Here is a 15,243-nt window from a genome sequence, read left to right on the forward strand (position 1 = left end):
GACGTCCTCGACCTTGCCGGCAAAGTCAGCCGCGTCTTCGAACCCAAACAGGGAACTCTCGCGGGGAGCGGACAGGCGGGCAGTGTCCAGAAGTGCCGCGCTGTGGGTAAGAAGCGCCGTCAGATCCCGCCCGCCAGCCGCGCTGGGGTCCGGACGCTGGGTGTCGGAACGTTGGACTCCGGGGATCCCGCCGTGGCTCAGGGATCGATCCTGTACTTTGTGCCGGAACGTCCGCCGGGGCCGGGCCGGTGAGCGATGAAGCCCGGGCCGACATGGACTTGCCGTTGAGCAGCCCAGCGCCGTGAAATGGGATGGTGATGGTGATGGGCACCGTCGAATCCTTGAACCCGGCCCTCAGCAAGTCCGGCATGCTCAAGAAGCGTCGTGACCGGACGGCGGACAGGGCAGCGACAGCAGGGGACAATTCCCCCATCGGTGCTGTCAACTGCCCTTGATCTTCCATAAAAACATCATGTCAGGGGGGCCTGACATTTTTAGCCCGTCGATGTACCACGTGCTTTCGGGGTCACGTGAGAGCGTTCGAAGGACATCAGCCGACGTGGTGATGCATCAAAAGGCTACAGACCAGGCAGCAACCATGTGGGTTCGGGCCGGTGGACGCCGCGGGGCCTGTATCCCAGTGCCTCGGCGCTGCCCAAGAGGTCGGCGAGGTACCAAATGATGGCAAGCCACATCTCCGTTCCCTGGAGTGTTGGGACATGGTGGGCTCCGCTCTCCTCAGCAACGCTGAAGGCCATTCCTTGGGCCGGATGCCACTGGCCCAAGGCCTGCTTCAGCTGGCTCGCGGCCCAGTTGCTGATCTCCGCCCGGCGATGAGAGGTCTGTTTGGACGCCAGCCACAAGGGGTGCGCGACGTCCAGGACATTGCAGGCGTTCTGCCGCCCGGGTGAGAAGAAGCGTGGATCCGAGGCGTGCTCAAGGACAGTGTCCACGAGGCGTTCAACGTGGGGGACCGGCACCCCGAACTGCGCAAAAGTGCCACGCGTCAGACGGTAGTACCCGTTGACTAACTTCAGTCGGGTGTCTGATGTGGGTGTACCCCACGTTCCGGCCGTTGGGTTGGCGTGCGTCAGCAGCCAACCGAACAGCGCCTCCAGCGACCCCAAGGAATTGGGATGATTCTGTGAAAGGTTCCAGTAAGCGGCAGTGCCCCACGCGTCCACCCAAGCACCCGATCCCCAGGCTTCCTTTCGCCACGGCAGGGCATCCAAGGAAGAAATCAGCGTCGCCGGATCCATGTCGGCGATGGAGTGCACCGGATGGCGGAACCGGCTCCCCAGGAGGTCCAGGGCATAGCCCACCGCGAGGACGTGATAGGTGGCTGGTCCCTCGCCAAAGGCGAGCGGATCACTGATGTCGGAGCCAAACTCCGGCACCAGCCCGGTTGTCGGATCCTGGAGTGTCTGCAGCCGTTCGATGTGATCCTCCCGTGTGAACTGCGGTGGGACGGAGCCCAGCAGGAGGTCGGCGATTTCAATGGCATCGCAGTGCGCCCTGACGGACGGCGAAGTCTCAGGACGGTCCACATAATGGCCGCCGTCGGCAGAGGTCCAACACCTTGAAAGAATCATCGGAGCATCGGTGCGTGCCGCATCGGCGAACGCCCCCAACTCTGCCAACAAGCCGCTGTCGGCCGCGGTCCCTTCCGCAAACGTTTCGGTCTGGCCGCCGGACGTCGCAGTCCGGTCCCCAGACCTTGCGCCATCCCTCCTGTCGCGGATCCTGCGGGCGGGGTTTCCGCCCACGATGGACCATTCGGGCACGTCCTTGGTGACCACCGAGCCTGCGGCCAGAACTGCATGCGGGCCGACGGTGACTCCGTCAAGGACCACCACGTTGGACCCGATCCAGACGTCGTCTCCGATGCGGATGCCTTTGCTGGTCAACGGCTGCTTGAAGACGGGTTCGGCGGGATCCATGGAGTGGTTGAATCCGAGGATGGACGTGTGGGCGCCGATCCTCACGCCGTCGCCCATGGTGATGTTGCCCCGGACCACAGTGAAAGCGTTGACAGAGCAGTCGTCGCCGATGGTGACGGTACCCGTGACGTAGGCGTGGGCGGCAATGAAGGAGTCGGCCCCAATGGACAGCGCATCGGGGTCGATACTGGCCAAGGGAGACAGGAAAGCCCGCTCACCTATGGTGACGCCCTCCCGTTCGGCGAAGCCTTTCTGGTATTCGTGCTGCGCCTCGCGCTCCGCCTCGGCGGCAGCACTCCAAAACGTCCAAGGGGAGTAGTCAAAGTTCAGGTGGTGCTGGGGATTCACGTCGTAGACTCCGCGGTAACAGAAGAGGGAAAGCGCTTCCCCCTCATTATTCGTGTCCGACTCACCCCGGTCAATGCGTCAAACGCAATCAATCAAGGTCGTTCACTCCGGGTAGCCATACTCCTCATCGCTGACCAACTCGCCCCACGTTGTCTCCGAGCCATCGGTGGCGCCCGCGGTTTCCCACATGGCCAAATGACTCATGAAGTGATCCGGGGCCGCGCCGTGCCAGTGCCACTCGCCGGGCGGTGTGTAGATGGTCTGGCCCTGCTTGACCACCTGAACCCCACCTCCACGTGCCTGCACCAGGCAGACGCCGTCCGTGACATGCAGTGTTTGCCCCGCAGCGTGATTGTGCCACGCAGTCCGCGAACACGGCGCGAACCGGACGATGTTCACCCGTAATTGCGATGGCGCTTCGCCCTTGGCGATGACGTCAAAGTAGACGTCGCCCGTGAAGAGCTCTGCCGGCCCTTTGGTGCTGGTGGACTTGGGAGAAATATCCATGATTCCTTTGCGTAGGTGTTACTGGTGGTGACGGAGAGGCTCTGGGTCCGAGGCCGGCACAGGAGTCGTCGCAGCCCAGCTTGCGAGCAATTGAAGGGCGTCCGCAGTGCCCGTCCCGGGCTCGGCGTTGTAGACGGTCAAGGTAAGACCGGCATCAGCGGACAAGTCCAAGGCCTCGTAGATCAGGTGCAAGTCACCGACTATCCGGTGCCGGAAGTGTTTCTTGCCGGTGAAATGCTGGCGGACGTTGTGGGATGCCCAACGGACCCGGAATTCCTCGCTGCGGGTGGACAGTTCACCCACCAGGTCGCTGAGCCCACGGTCGTAGGGATCACGGCCGGCCTCCGTGCGCATGATGGCCACGGTGTCGTTGGCGGCACGCTCCCAGTCCGTATAGAAATCGTGGCTGCGGGCATCAAGGAAGAGGAAGCGCGCATGGTTGGGCGGTCCGGATGGGCTGTCGTAAATGTCCGAGTACAGAGCCCGACCCAGGGCGTTCGTGGCCAGAAGGTCCAACCTGCCGTTGCGGATGAAAGCCGGCGAGCCGGTGATCGCATCCAGCGTGAGTTGTACTCCCGGCCGGATGGCCTGCTTCCGGACAGGTCGACGCCGGGACTTGCCGCCGTCGCTTGCAGCGCGGGCGAGGTCATACAGATGGGCGCGTTCGGCGTCGTCCAATTGCAGGGCGTTGGCGAGCGACTCCAGTACGCTCTCGGAGACTCCTGCGAGGTTTCCGCGTTCCAGGCGGGTGTAATACTCAACACTCACGCCGGCCAGCATGGCCACTTCGCCGCGTCGAAGTCCCGGGACCCGGCGGTTGCCGCCATAGGCTGCCAATCCCGCTTGTTCCGGGGTGATTTTCGCCCTCCGGGTGGAAAGAAAGTCACGCGTCTCAGTCCGGTTGTCCATGCTTTCAACGGTATGGCTTTTGTCCGGCTAAGGGAGTCCCTGTCATTACCCCTAACAGCAGTAACTCCTTACGCCCAGGGAAACAGGGTTAGATGGAAATATCCACCAACGTTCACAACGCAGGAGAAACATGCCTACCGCTAACGCTTACGCTGCCCCCTCGGCTACGGGCGACCTGACCCTGACCACCATCGAACGTCGCGAGGTCGGTCCGAACGACGTCCACATTGACATCAAGTTCGCCGGCATCTGCCATTCCGATATCCACACTGTCCGCGGTGATTGGGGACCGCAGCAGTATCCATTGGCCCCCGGACATGAAATCGCCGGCATCGTCACCGAGGTTGGCTCCGATGTGACCAAGCACAAGGTGGGAGACCGCGTTGGCGTCGGCTGCATGGTCAACTCGTGCAAGGAGTGCAGGAACTGCCTGGCCGGAGAAGAACAGTACTGCCTCAAGGGAAACGTGGGCACCTACGGTGCCGTTGACCGCGACGGCACCATCACCCAGGGCGGATACTCCAGCCATGTGGTGGTGAACGAGGACTTCGTCGTCACCATTCCGGAGGGTCTGGAACTCGACGTCGCTGCTCCGCTGCTCTGCGCAGGCATCACCACCTACTCGCCCCTGCACCACTGGGGCGCCGGTCCCGGCAAGAAGGTCGCCGTCGTTGGGCTTGGCGGACTCGGCCACATGGCCGTCAAGATCGCCCATGCCATGGGCGCTGAGGTCACGGTCCTGTCGCAGTCGCTGAAGAAGATGGAGGACGGGCTCAAGCTCGGCGCGGACCACTACTACGCCACCAGCGATCCCACCACGTTCGAGCAGCTCGGCGGCACCTTCGATCTCATCATCAACACGGTCAGCGCCTCGATCGACATCAGCGCCTACCTCCAGTTGCTGACGCTCGACGGAAGCCTGGTTAACGTTGGCGCCCCGGCAGAACCCTTGCCGGTTAACGTCTTCTCCTTGATCATGGGTCGTCGCCGGTTCGCCGGCTCAGCGATCGGCGGCATCCGCGAAACGCAGGAAATGCTGAACTTCTGCGCAGAACACGGCCTCGGTGCCGAAATCGAGGTCATCCCGGCCAGCAAGATCAACGAAGCCTACGAGCGCGTGCTCGCCTCCGACGTCCGCTACCGCTTTGTCATCGACGCTTCCACCATCGGCTAGAAACACAGCACCAGAGGAAGGCCACGCCCGGTTCACGCCGGCGTGGCCTTTCCCGCACCGCCCAGCAGGGACAATGGTCTGGTGACTTTCAGACTGGACACCATCGGTAAGGGGCTGGTCTTTGCTGAATCCCTGGCCGACCTGACCGCAGCGCTGGAACGCCAGGGCGACGGCGGGGCGGCAGTCGTCCAGGCGCCGCCCGGCACCGGCAAGACCACACTCGTGCCTCCGCTGCTGGCCAACCTGCTGGCCGAACGGCAGCTGCCCTCCGAACGGAAAGCCGGCCAGCCACGTATCGTCGTCACCCAACCACGGCGAGTTGCCGCCCGATCCGCTGCCCGCAGGCTGGCGACACTGGACGGCAGCCGTTTGGGCAGCAGAGTGGGTTACACCGTGCGCGGGGAGAGCAAGACCGGCAGGGACACGGTGGTGGAATTCGTCACGCCCGGCATTCTCCTCCGCCGGCTCCTGGGCGATCCCGGCCTGGAGGACGTTCATGCTGTGGTCTTGGATGAGGTGCACGAGCGCGGGCTCGAAACCGATCTGCTGATTGGCATGCTTGCCGAGGTCCGTGAGCTCCGTGGCGACCTGACGTTGATCGCAATGTCGGCAACCCTCGACGCCCCGCGTTTTGCAGCCTTATTGGAGCAGAGCGGGACAGCCCACGACGACGGCGGCCCGGCTCCCGTGGTTGACTGCCCTTCCGCGCTGCACCCACTGGAGGTTCAGTGGGCCCCCTCCGGTGAGCACCGCCTTAACAATCGGGGAGTGGCCCGCACGTTCCTGGACCACGTGGCCCGTGCCGCCGCGACCGCCCACGGACAGGCGTTGGCCACCAACCCAGATGTTGATGCGTTGGTTTTTCTGCCGGGCGCCCGTGAAGTGTCCGACGTCGCACATCGCCTTCGCGCCCAGGTTCCCCGGAACGTGGAGGTACTTGAGCTGCACGGCCAGATCGGCCCCGATGCCCAGGATCGGGCGGTTTCGGGCCGGGCGCCCGGCGGTCCGCCACGGATCATTGTGTCGACGTCGCTCGCTGAGTCATCCCTCACCGTTCCCGGTGTGCGGCTCGTCATTGATTCGGGGTTGGCCAGGGAACCGCGCAGGGATTCAGGGCGTGGAATGTCAGGCCTGGTGACCGTCTCATGCTCGCGGGCGTCGGCCGACCAGCGTGCCGGACGCGCGGCACGACAAGGACCAGGCGCAGTGGTCCGCTGCTACGACCACCAGGCTTTCGCAGCAGCCCCGGCCCACCAAACACCTGAGATTTCGGTAGCCGACCTCACTGGAGCCGCGCTGGTCCTCGCATGCTGGGGTGCGCCGGGAGGCCTCGGCTTGCAACTGCCTGACGCTCCACCTTCCGGAGCCATGGACGAGGCTGTGGAAGTCCTCCGGGAATTAGGTGCAGTGGCCGGGGACGGATCCGTCACAACGTTGGGCAAGGCACTGGCACGCATTCCGGCCGATCCCCGCCTTGCCCGCGCCTTGCTGGATGGAGCTGCACTGGTCGGTACGCGGGCAGCGGCGGAAACGGTAGCACTCGTTGCCGGTGACCAGCGCGCACCCGGTGCAGACCTCACCGCCTTCCTGACGTCGCTGAGGTCCGGTTCCGATCCCGCCGCACGCCGTTTCGCGGAGGAGGCGAAGCGGATGGAGTCGATGGCCCGCCAGGAGGCGTCCGGCGTCGCGCCTTCACAACCACCAGGGGACGTTACAGCCAAGGAAGCGCCCGGGTTTGTGGTGGCGTTGGCTTTCCCGGACCGCGTGGCGCGTCGCGTCCCTGGCGATGGATCCACATATCTGTTGTCCTCCGGGACCCGGGCCGGGCTTCCCGCCGGAAGTCCATTGTCCGGGCATGAGTGGCTGGCCGTATCGGAAGTGTCGCGGGCACAGGGCCGCGACGCTGCTGGAACGGGTGCGGTGATCCGCTCAGCGGCGCCGTTGTCCGCGGAACTTGCCGAAGCTGCTGCCCCGGATCTTATGGTCACCAAGGTGCAGGCGAAGTTTGACCACGGGAAGGTGACCGCCCGCTTGGAACGTCGGTTGGGATCGATCGTCCTGTCCTCCACGCCTGTGCGGCCCAACGCTGAAGCCGGACGCCATGCGGTGGGTGAAGCTCTGGCAAAAACAGGGTTGTCCATGATCGGTTGGTCAACAGCAGCCGATGCCCTGCGGAGGCGGCTCGCCTTGCTGCACCATGAGCTCGGCGCGCCATGGCCCGACGTCCGCGAAGCCAGCCTGCTGGCCCGGCTGGAGGACTGGTTGGCCCCGGAGCTGGAACAGATGGCCACCGGGACGCCCGCTAAGTCGATCAATCTGGCGGAGCCCTTGCGTCGGCTGCTGCCGTGGCCGGAAGCATCCCGCCTGGACAGCCTGGCTCCCGAGCGTCTGCAGGTTCCCAGCGGCTCGCGGGTCAGGATCGATTATCCGGAAGTGTCGGAGAAAGGACCGGAAGAGCACGACGGCGGCAGGCCGGTTGTGGCGGTCAAACTCCAGGAATGCTTCGGCTGGGATCGCACGCCACTGCTCGTCGATGGCCGGGTCCCTGTGCTGTTCCACCTGTTGTCTCCGGCAGGAAGGCCATTGGCCGTCACGGATGATCTCGCCTCCTTCTGGTCCGGCCCCTACTCCCAGGTCCGGGCCGAGATGCGTGGTCGCTATCCCAAGCATCCCTGGCCCGAAGACCCGTGGACTGCGCTGGCCACCGCCAGGACGAAGAACAGAATGCAGTCCGGCCCCTCCAGCTAGGCGAGCCGCTCCAGCATGAACTGGATCTCACCGTCCACGAATGTTCCCAGAACCTTGCTGGCAGCCAACTCGTCGGGGTGGGTGGTCAGGGGATCCAGCTCAAAAGCCGTGAAGTCTGCCCGTTTGCCCACCGAGATGGAACCGGAGACATCCCAGAGGCCTGCCGCTTTTGCTGCATGGGAGGTGTAGCCCTCCAGTGCTTGGTATGCGGTGAGACCTTGCGCCGGCACGATGGGCTCTTGTTCGGGATGTCCGGAGCGCCGACGCAACTGCGCATCAGCGATGATGGGAAGGGGCTCAAACGGAGCGATCGGCCAGTCCGAGCCAATGCCCAAAGTCACTCCCGCCTCACGGAGGTCCCTGCAGCGCCAGGCCCGGTCTGCCCTCTCGGCGCCCAACCGGGTGGACCAGTTGTCGCTGTGGTCTGCCGCTGAATAGTGGGTGCAGTGCGTCGGCTGCATACTTGCCACCACACCCGCAGTCCTGAAACGCTCCAGGAGTGTGTCCGGAACTGTCTCGATGTGTTCAATGCGGTGGACGGTCCGGCAAAGGACATCAGCCGGTACTGTACCGGGCAACGACTCCAGAGCATTCAACACATGTTCCACACCCGCATCACCGATCGCGTGCGTCGCCGTCGGGATGCCCCGGGAGGCGAAGTAGCGAACGGCCGCCGAGTATTCTTCCGGCCGTGGCCAGAACGGTGCAGTTGATTGGCCGTAGGCGTCGGGTTCATAAAGCCAGGCGGTTCCGTTGTCCACGGTTCCATCGACGAACAGTTTGATGGCCTCAACGGACCACCGTCGACCACCGGTTCCCACGGTGCGGGCAAGCTCCTTCCACTCGGATTCATCGGTGCCGGGCATGCACCACGGGGCGCTCCGAAGGCGCAGCGGCAGCTCGCCGTCGATCTCCAGGGCCCGGAAGAGGCGGGCGGATTCGTCGCTGTGGTCCATGATGTGGCCGCCGGTCAGTCCTGATCGGGCAAAGTCCTCCAGCAGGGCCGCGAGCCTGGCCTTCCGTTCGTCGAACGTTTCCTGGGGGATATGCCGTTGGATAAGTTCCATGGCGGCTGCTTCGAGGAGGAGCCCGGTGGGAACGCCATCGGCATCGCAAACCACCTCGGAAGCCTGCTCGAATTCGTACCTGCCCCGGACGCCTGCCAGGTCCAGTGCCCGGCTGTTGGCAAGGGCTGAATGACCGTCGAACAACCGGATCAGCGCTGGCTTGTCGCCGCTGACAGCATCCAGAACGCCCCGGTGCAACGGAACTGCGCCAAAGGCGTTGGGGTTCAGTCCCCAGCCACGCAACCAGCCGCCGTCGTTCTCTGACTCCGACTGGAGCAGGACGCGGACTTCCTCCAGGGTGGCAGCACTGGAAAGGTCGACGCCGATTGTCAGGTCCAGTCCGAACACCGGATGGATGTGGCAATCCACCAGGCCCGGGGTCAGCGTCGCGTTGCCAAGCTCTACCACGCGGGTGCCGTTGTGCGCCCAGTCCTGCGCTTCAGCCCGGCTTCCGACGGCGGTAATCACCCCATCGCGGACGGCTACAGCCTGGTGGGAATCGCCCAGGTGACCGTCCATGGTGTGGATGGTGTCGGCGAGGACTATGAGGTCAGGATTCATGTTTTTCGAAGCTTCCAATCCGTGCAAAAACGTCGGGGCGGGTGGTGCGCAGGCGGCGTGCAATCAGCAGGCCTGCCAGGAAAACAAGGGGTGCCACCAGAAGGAGGATGGTGTTGGTGAGGGCATCGGCAAAGGTGAGGAGTTCGATGTTGATGGCGATCAACGCCACCACTCCGAACAGGAGGACGGCCGAGGCCACGCTGACCGGCAGGAGAAGACGGTTGGTGACGGCAGCCGGATGACGGCGGAGATAGATGAACGCGGCCACGGACACCAGACCCTGCAAGGCGACGATCCCGACGATCCCCGGAGTGTTCACCCAGATCAGCAGCTGCTTGTACGGGTCGGCGCCGGCGATCGCGCAAATGATGATGACGACGGCGGCCAGAATGGTCTGGATCTGCCCGGCGCGGTGCGGGGACTTGTAGGTGGTGTGGGTCCTGCCGAGGAACGCGGGAAGGACGCCGTCCTTGGCGAGCATGTAGACATAGCGGTTGATGGCGTTGTGGAAGGCCAGTTGTGAAGCATAGACACTGGTGACGATCAGCACGTACATCACCACCTCGGCCCACGGCCCCACGTACTGGTTGATGGTGGCGAAGAACATTCCGTCGGCCAGTTCACCGGCAGCGGTGATTACGTTCCCGTCGCCGAAGGCCTGAATGACTGTCCAGACGATAAAGGCGTAAAACACGGACATGAAACCGACGGCGATGTAGGTTGCGCGCGGGACGGACTTGTCCGGGTTCCGGGCCTCACGCCGGTACAGCACGGTGGATTCGAAGCCCATGAATGCCGCGAAGCAAATAGCAAGGATGGCCAGGACGCCCGGTGTGAATGCGTGCTCAGGGGAGAACGAGGCGAAACTGATGCCGGCAGCTCCGCCCCGGGCAAGGATCGCTACGCCCATGATCGCCAGGATGGCGGTTTCGGCGATGAGCAGGACTCCGAGGACCTTCGCGCCGACGTCAATGCCGCGGAATCCGAGAAGCCAGACGGCTGCGATGGCCACCAACGCCACAACAGGCCATGGCACGTCCACGCCAAAGAGCGTGCGGAGCATGGCCTGGGTCTGGACTGCGAACAATCCATAGACGCCGATTTGCAGGCAGTTGTAGGACACGATCGCCAGTACGGCCGCAGCCAGGCCCACTGTCCTGCCCATGGCCAGGCTGATGTAGGTATAGAAACCGCCTGCGGCTTTGACGTGTTTGGTCATGGCCATGAAGGAGATGGCGAAAACCAGCAGGACGGCCCCGGCAATGACGTATCCCATGGGGGCGCCAATGCCCCCGATGCCGATGGCCACAGGGGCTACGCCGGCCATCACTGTCAGGGGGGCTGCCGCGGAGATCACCAGGAAGGCGATGCCGCCGGTGCCGATGGCATTCCGTTTGAGCCCATTTCCAGCATCTGCTGCTGGAGGTCGGGTTTCGAGGTCAGACATGGGGATCCTCAGGAGTGTTGGGGGAAGGAGTGCCGATCATTAAGCGAAAGGCTTTCGTTTAGCGTAGGGCCTAGTGATCCGGAGCACAATACCCGGACGCAAAGTTCTGGTTAGAGTCGTAACAACAACCTTGAATGGAGACACCCGTATGGCACGCCCGTTGGTCCCGCTGATATCAATCGATGCACTCGTCACGGCCGCCCTTGAGTTGGTGGACGAGGCTGGGGACTTCAGCCTGCCCAAACTGGCCAAGCGGATCGGCGTCAGCCAGTCCTCCATCTACAACCATGTGAGCGGACGGGAGGAAATCCTTGAGCTGATGCGGGGCCGGATCATCGGCGAGAGTCCCTACGTCCTGGAGGACGAGGAGGACTGGGAGGCGTCGCTTCGCGCCATTGTCCGGAGTTATCGCGATGCCTTCGCCCGACATCCGAAACTCGCACCCCTGCTGGTGCTCCAAACAGTTCAAGACGACCAGGTGATGGCACTCTACGAGAACCTTGCGGTGGCCCTTCACGCCGCAGGTTTCCGGGGCCGGGACGTGATGTCAGCGATTTCCACCATTGACAGCTTCGCCCTGGGTTTCGCCTTGGACCTGGCAGCGCCGGATGTCGTCTGGGCTCCACCTGCGCAGGGGTACCCGGCCCTGACCGATGCCTTGGCGCAAGCTGGACCTGCTGGGGAGCGTGGCGAGGCCGCTTTCGACTTCGGCCTCGAGATACTCATCGCCGGGCTGCATTCCCGTCTTCAGTCAACAGTGCTGTGAGGATGTCAGTTCAGGGAATCCGGAAGGCGCAATGACCCTCTTTCAAACCTGGTGGGACGCGGTGGTCCGCGGTTTCACCGAAATGCACACCACTGCGGTGCCACTGCCTGCCTTGCTGGGTATCCTTGCGTGTGCCGTTGTCCTGAGCATCCCTCGTGTCACCTGGCGCTGGTTCGGCCTCTACGTCACATTCGTCCACGAGCTCGGCCACGCTTATGCGGCGCTCATGACAGGGCGCTTTGTGCACGGGCTCCGGATAGGGCTCGACCATTCGGGACGTCTTGTCAGCAGTGGCCGGAGTGCTTTTGGGGCGGCCTGGTCCGGATTTTGGGGTTACCCGGCACCAGCGGTGGTTGGCCTGGGGCTGATCGCCGCGTTTGCTGCAGGCCGTTCCGGTGCTGCCATGTCCATCGGGGCCTTGATCCTGCTGGTATCACTCATTTTCCTGAGGAACATCACCGGGATTCTCGTGGCCGTGGTGAGCGCTGCGGTCGCCCAGCTCCTGATCCTGTTCGCTGCGCCCACGACGGTGAACTACGTGGTGCTCGCCCTTGGTGTCGCCCTGTCGGTGGGAGGTGTCCGCGACCTCTTCAAACTGGCCGGTGTGCACACCAGCCGCCGGGACCGGATTGCAGACTCCGACGCCTTCATCCTGGGCCGCACCACAGGCCTCCCGGCCTTCGTGTGGTTGACGGGTTTTACTGTGGTGATCGCGGGATGCGCGGCAGCGTCGGCCTTGTTGCTGTGGGGGATGCTCGCCCCGTAGTTCGCCAGTTCCGCACGCTGCCAAGGGCCCGACGGCGGCCGGCCGGTTTTGCTGGCTGCCAGCCCTTGCCCTGTGGTCACCTCAGGGTGTCCAATCCTGTTAACGTTCGAGCGGAATGTGCTCGGACTCCGTGCCGGGATTCAACACCAGGAGGTGCCCATGTCCGCGAAGGGCACACGCGAAACGCCAAGGGGAACCGGCCCCGGCATGCCTGAAGCCCGCCGGGGTGACAACGGGGCGGGCCTGGCAGCACGGGACCCCTCCCGAATCCGAAATGTAGCGCTCGTGGGGCATTCAGGAGCCGGTAAGTCGATGCTGGTGGAGGCGCTGCTCGCCGCAACCGGAGCCATCACCCGGATGGGATCCATCAGCGAAGGCACCACCGTCAGCGATTCCGATCCGTCGGCGATCCACCAACAACGCTCAGTGGCCATGTCTGTCGCGCCCATTCTGGTAGGTGAAATCAAGGTCAACCTGATCGACACCCCGGGCTACACCGACTTCACCGGCGAATTGCGCGCTGGTCTCAGGGCCGCCGATGCGGCCCTTTTTGTTGTCTCGTGCGTCGACGGTATTGACGCTGCCACCATTGCCCTGTGGGGCGAATGCGAGAAAGTCCGCATGCCTCGGGCGGTGGTGCTCAGCAAACTGGACCATCCGCGCGGCGACTTCAGTGCCGCCGTCGTGCGGTGCCAGGAGGCTTTCGGTGAGTCGGTGCTCCCGTTGTACATTCCTCAGGTGGGCAATACCGGCCTTGTCGGCATCCTCAACGGCCCCGCTGAGGGGGATTCGGCATCGGTGACGGATGCCGAGGAGGCGCGGGGCCCCTTGATCGAAGGGATCATTGCCGAGAGCGAAGACGAAACACTCATGGACCGGTATCTTGGTGGCGAGGAGTTGCCACTGGCAGACCTCGTAAGGGACCTGGAAACCGCCGTGGCCCGGGGAAGCTTCTTCCCGGTCATTCCGGCGTCGGCGGATACCGGTGTGGGCCTTCCGGAGCTCATGGCCTTGCTGACCGATGCCTTGCCATCGCCCATGGAGCGCATCAACCCCGCGGTGATGAAACTGGACGGTTCGTCAATGAAACCGTTGGAGTGTGATCCTGCGGGGCGTCTCGCCGCCGAAGTGGTCCGGACCACCGTGGATCCCTTTCTTGGCCGCGTGTGCCTGGTCCGTGTGTTCTCGGGGACGTTGCGGGAGGATTCCTCGATCCACGTGGGCGGCAGGGGATTGGCGGACAGGGGCCATGAGGACCACGACGCCGACGAACGCGTCACCCACCTCTATTCGCCGGTGGGCTCCAGCTTGAAGGCCGTTCCGCAGTGTATTGCCGGGGACATCTGCGCCATCAGCAAGCTTGCCAGTACCGAGACCGGCGACACTGTGTCCGACAGGGAAGCGCCGTTGCTGATCGAGACGTGGAACATGCCCGAGCCACTGATGCCCATTGCCATCGAGGGTGCTTCACGGAGTGATGAAGACGCGCTGGCCAAGAGCATCGGGAAGGTGGCGGCCGCCGATCCGACGCTGCGATTGGAACGCAACCAGGACACCCACCAGCTCATCCTCTGGTGCATGGGAGAAGCCCACGCGGAGGTTGTTTTGGACAGGTTGCGCAGCCAAGGCGTCAAACTGCAGACCGTGGACGTCATCACTCCGCTCAGGGAGACCTTCGCAGGCCAAGCCGCGGGCCACGGACGGCACGTCAAGCAATCCGGCGGCCATGGGCAGTTTGCCATCTGCGACATCGAGGTGGAGCCCCTTGCCAGAGGCGAAGGTTTCGCCTTCACCGACAAAATTGTGGGTGGAGCGATCCCGGCAACGTTCGTTACCAGCGTGGAGAAGGGCGTCCGTTCCCAGATGCTCAAGGGCGTATCCGCAGGATTCCCGGTGGTGGATATCAAAGTGACGTTGGTGGGCGGAAAGACCCACAGTGTTGACTCCTCGGATGCGGCCTTCCAGGCAGCTGGAGCGCTGGCCCTCCGTGAAGCTGCGGCGGCCGCCAAAATCCAGCTGCTGGAACCTGTCTCGTCGGTTGTTGTCAGCGTCCCTGACGAGTACGTGGGTGCCGTGATGGGTGATCTTTCGGGACGGCGCGGCCGGGTCACCGGCACTACCGCGACCGACGCCGAGGGAACGGACATCAGCGCTGAAGTGCCGGACCAGGAACTTCTGCGCTATGCCATCGAACTGCGCGCCCTTACGGCCGGTACTGGCCGTTTTCGCCGTTCTTACCTGCGCCACGAGCCCCTGCCAAAGTAGAGCCGGGGGACATCCTTAGGAGTTTGCCCGCAGGAACGCAGCCACCGCGGGCGCCAATGAAGCCCCGGTCTGCTCCGCCCCACGTTTGACGCCCTTGACCGCGAACGAATGGTCGCCTCCCTCGCTCCACTGAAGCGTCGCCGTCGGGCCTATCTTTTCCACCACGGTCTCCAAGAGTTCCGGTGTTGCGAAGGTATCCCGCGTGCCTTGGAGGAAGAGCATGGGCGCCGTGACGCCGTAGAGGTGTTCGTCGCGCAGCTTCCCAGGTTTGCCGGGCGCGTGCAGCGGGTAGCCGAGGTACACCAATCCGCTGGCAGTCATGCCTTCAGCTACTGCCATGGACGCCATTCGCCCGCCGAAGGACTTACCCGAAGCCCAGAGGGGCTCACCATCGCTGAGTTCAGCGGCCTTGTCCATGACCGCACGCCAAGTGGCGATGGCCAAAGGTGGGCGGTCGGGGAATCGCCGGCCGGCCTCGCGATAGGGAAAATTGAAGCGCAGGGTGGCCACGCCTTCGTCCGCCATCGCCCCAGCGAAACCTTGGAGGAACGGGTGTTCCATTCCAGCTCCGGCGCCATGCGCCACCACCAACGTGGCAAACGGGCTGTCCGGCCTGATGTGGAGGGCGGAAATGTCGGATTCACCGACCGTGATGGTGACAGGTGTTTCAGTATTTGGCATGCATCCATCATTGCCCACCGCAGCAAAATCGCAGTGGGTGCTGACGTACGAGCCCTTTACGGGG

At 63.9% G+C, this 15,243-nt stretch carries 13 protein-coding genes; 7 read left to right on the forward strand and 6 right to left on the reverse strand.

What is annotated here, in order from left to right; translation table 11 throughout:
* A partial coding sequence (locus tag RQH14_RS10685; protein ID WP_311213234.1) for a hypothetical protein occupies positions 1-252 on the forward strand: 252 nt, incomplete at its 5' end.
* 71 nt (positions 253-323) lie between these two features.
* The gene (locus RQH14_RS10690; RefSeq protein WP_311213235.1) at positions 324-455 is read left to right on the forward strand and encodes a hypothetical protein; all 132 of its coding nucleotides are present in this window, start codon (positions 324-326) and stop codon (positions 453-455) included.
* A gap of 123 nt (positions 456-578) precedes the next feature.
* Here the strand turns inward: RQH14_RS10690 and RQH14_RS10695 are convergent, their stop codons facing one another.
* From RQH14_RS10695 to RQH14_RS10705, 3 genes are all read right to left on the reverse strand, one after another.
* Positions 579-2,288 carry an acyltransferase gene (locus RQH14_RS10695; RefSeq protein WP_311213236.1) on the reverse strand — a complete coding sequence of 570 codons (1,710 nt, stop codon included), beginning with the start codon at positions 2,286-2,288 and terminating at the stop codon, positions 579-581.
* Between the two features lie 102 nt (positions 2,289-2,390).
* Positions 2,391-2,795: a cupin domain-containing protein gene (locus RQH14_RS10700; protein ID WP_311213237.1), complete on the reverse strand. Its 405-nt coding sequence runs from the start codon at positions 2,793-2,795 to the stop codon at positions 2,391-2,393.
* A gap of 18 nt (positions 2,796-2,813) precedes the next feature.
* Positions 2,814-3,704, reverse strand: a complete 891-nt coding sequence (locus RQH14_RS10705) for a helix-turn-helix transcriptional regulator (RefSeq protein ID WP_311213238.1) — start codon at positions 3,702-3,704, stop codon at positions 2,814-2,816.
* Between the two features lie 130 nt (positions 3,705-3,834).
* Here RQH14_RS10705 and RQH14_RS10710 point away from each other — a divergent pair, with 130 nt between their 5' ends.
* On the forward strand, positions 3,835-4,878 hold the full coding sequence (locus tag RQH14_RS10710) for an NAD(P)-dependent alcohol dehydrogenase (protein ID WP_311213239.1): 1,044 nt from the start codon (positions 3,835-3,837) through the stop codon (positions 4,876-4,878).
* An 81-nt stretch (positions 4,879-4,959) separates the two neighbouring features.
* A complete protein-coding gene (gene hrpB, locus RQH14_RS10715; RefSeq protein WP_311213240.1) occupies positions 4,960-7,626 on the forward strand; it encodes an ATP-dependent helicase HrpB in 2,667 nt (888 codons plus the stop codon).
* On the opposite strand, the gene RQH14_RS10720 is transcribed toward hrpB, so the two are convergent.
* Together RQH14_RS10720 and RQH14_RS10725 are read right to left on the reverse strand one after the other, a co-directional pair.
* On the reverse strand, positions 7,623-9,254 hold the full coding sequence (locus RQH14_RS10720; protein WP_311213241.1) for an amidohydrolase: 1,632 nt from the start codon (positions 9,252-9,254) through the stop codon (positions 7,623-7,625). The genes hrpB and RQH14_RS10720 overlap by 4 nt on opposite strands.
* Positions 9,244-10,701, reverse strand: a complete 1,458-nt coding sequence (locus tag RQH14_RS10725; protein WP_311213242.1) for an APC family permease — start codon at positions 10,699-10,701, stop codon at positions 9,244-9,246. Before RQH14_RS10725 ends, RQH14_RS10720 begins: the two co-directional genes overlap by 11 nt.
* A gap of 148 nt (positions 10,702-10,849) precedes the next feature.
* Between RQH14_RS10725 and RQH14_RS10730 the strand changes: the two genes are divergently transcribed.
* The 3 genes from RQH14_RS10730 to RQH14_RS10740 all read left to right on the forward strand — a co-directional run bounded on the left by RQH14_RS10730 (position 10,850) and on the right by RQH14_RS10740 (position 14,498).
* The gene (locus tag RQH14_RS10730; protein WP_311213243.1) at positions 10,850-11,467 is read left to right on the forward strand and encodes a TetR/AcrR family transcriptional regulator C-terminal domain-containing protein; all 618 of its coding nucleotides are present in this window, start codon (positions 10,850-10,852) and stop codon (positions 11,465-11,467) included.
* Between the two features lie 31 nt (positions 11,468-11,498).
* On the forward strand, positions 11,499-12,233 hold the full coding sequence (locus RQH14_RS10735) for a M50 family metallopeptidase (RefSeq protein WP_311213244.1): 735 nt from the start codon (positions 11,499-11,501) through the stop codon (positions 12,231-12,233).
* A 159-nt stretch (positions 12,234-12,392) separates the two neighbouring features.
* A complete protein-coding gene (locus RQH14_RS10740) occupies positions 12,393-14,498 on the forward strand; it encodes an elongation factor G-like protein EF-G2 (protein WP_311213245.1) in 2,106 nt (701 codons plus the stop codon).
* 15 nt (positions 14,499-14,513) lie between these two features.
* Here the strand turns inward: RQH14_RS10740 and RQH14_RS10745 are convergent, their stop codons facing one another.
* The gene (locus tag RQH14_RS10745; RefSeq protein WP_311213246.1) at positions 14,514-15,179 is read right to left on the reverse strand and encodes an alpha/beta family hydrolase; all 666 of its coding nucleotides are present in this window, start codon (positions 15,177-15,179) and stop codon (positions 14,514-14,516) included.
* Positions 15,180-15,243: the final 64 nt, after the last annotated feature.

Origin of the sequence: Arthrobacter sp. WCS2018Hpa-7 (assembly GCF_031843805.1) — a bacterium.
GTDB lineage: Bacteria > Actinomycetota > Actinomycetes > Actinomycetales > Micrococcaceae > Arthrobacter.

What these genes read in the sequence shown, in the direction of transcription:
- RQH14_RS10710 (WP_311213239.1), top strand. Translation starts at nt 3,835, where the DNA reads ATGCCTACCGCTAACGCTTACGCTGCCCCCTCGGCTACGGGCGACCTG.
- RQH14_RS10740 (WP_311213245.1), top strand. Translation starts at nt 12,393, where the DNA reads ATGTCCGCGAAGGGCACACGCGAAACGCCAAGGGGAACCGGCCCCGGC.
- RQH14_RS10730 (WP_311213243.1), top strand. Translation starts at nt 10,850, where the DNA reads ATGGCACGCCCGTTGGTCCCGCTGATATCAATCGATGCACTCGTCACG.
- RQH14_RS10745 (WP_311213246.1), bottom strand. Translation starts at nt 15,179, where the DNA reads ATGCCAAATACTGAAACACCTGTCACCATCACGGTCGGTGAATCCGAC.
- RQH14_RS10720 (WP_311213241.1), bottom strand. Translation starts at nt 9,254, where the DNA reads ATGAATCCTGACCTCATAGTCCTCGCCGACACCATCCACACCATGGAC.
- RQH14_RS10705 (WP_311213238.1), bottom strand. Translation starts at nt 3,704, where the DNA reads ATGGACAACCGGACTGAGACGCGTGACTTTCTTTCCACCCGGAGGGCG.
- RQH14_RS10735 (WP_311213244.1), top strand. Translation starts at nt 11,499, where the DNA reads ATGACCCTCTTTCAAACCTGGTGGGACGCGGTGGTCCGCGGTTTCACC.
- RQH14_RS10725 (WP_311213242.1), bottom strand. Translation starts at nt 10,701, where the DNA reads ATGTCTGACCTCGAAACCCGACCTCCAGCAGCAGATGCTGGAAATGGG.
- RQH14_RS10690 (WP_311213235.1), top strand. Translation starts at nt 324, where the DNA reads ATGGGCACCGTCGAATCCTTGAACCCGGCCCTCAGCAAGTCCGGCATG.
- RQH14_RS10700 (WP_311213237.1), bottom strand. Translation starts at nt 2,795, where the DNA reads ATGGATATTTCTCCCAAGTCCACCAGCACCAAAGGGCCGGCAGAGCTC.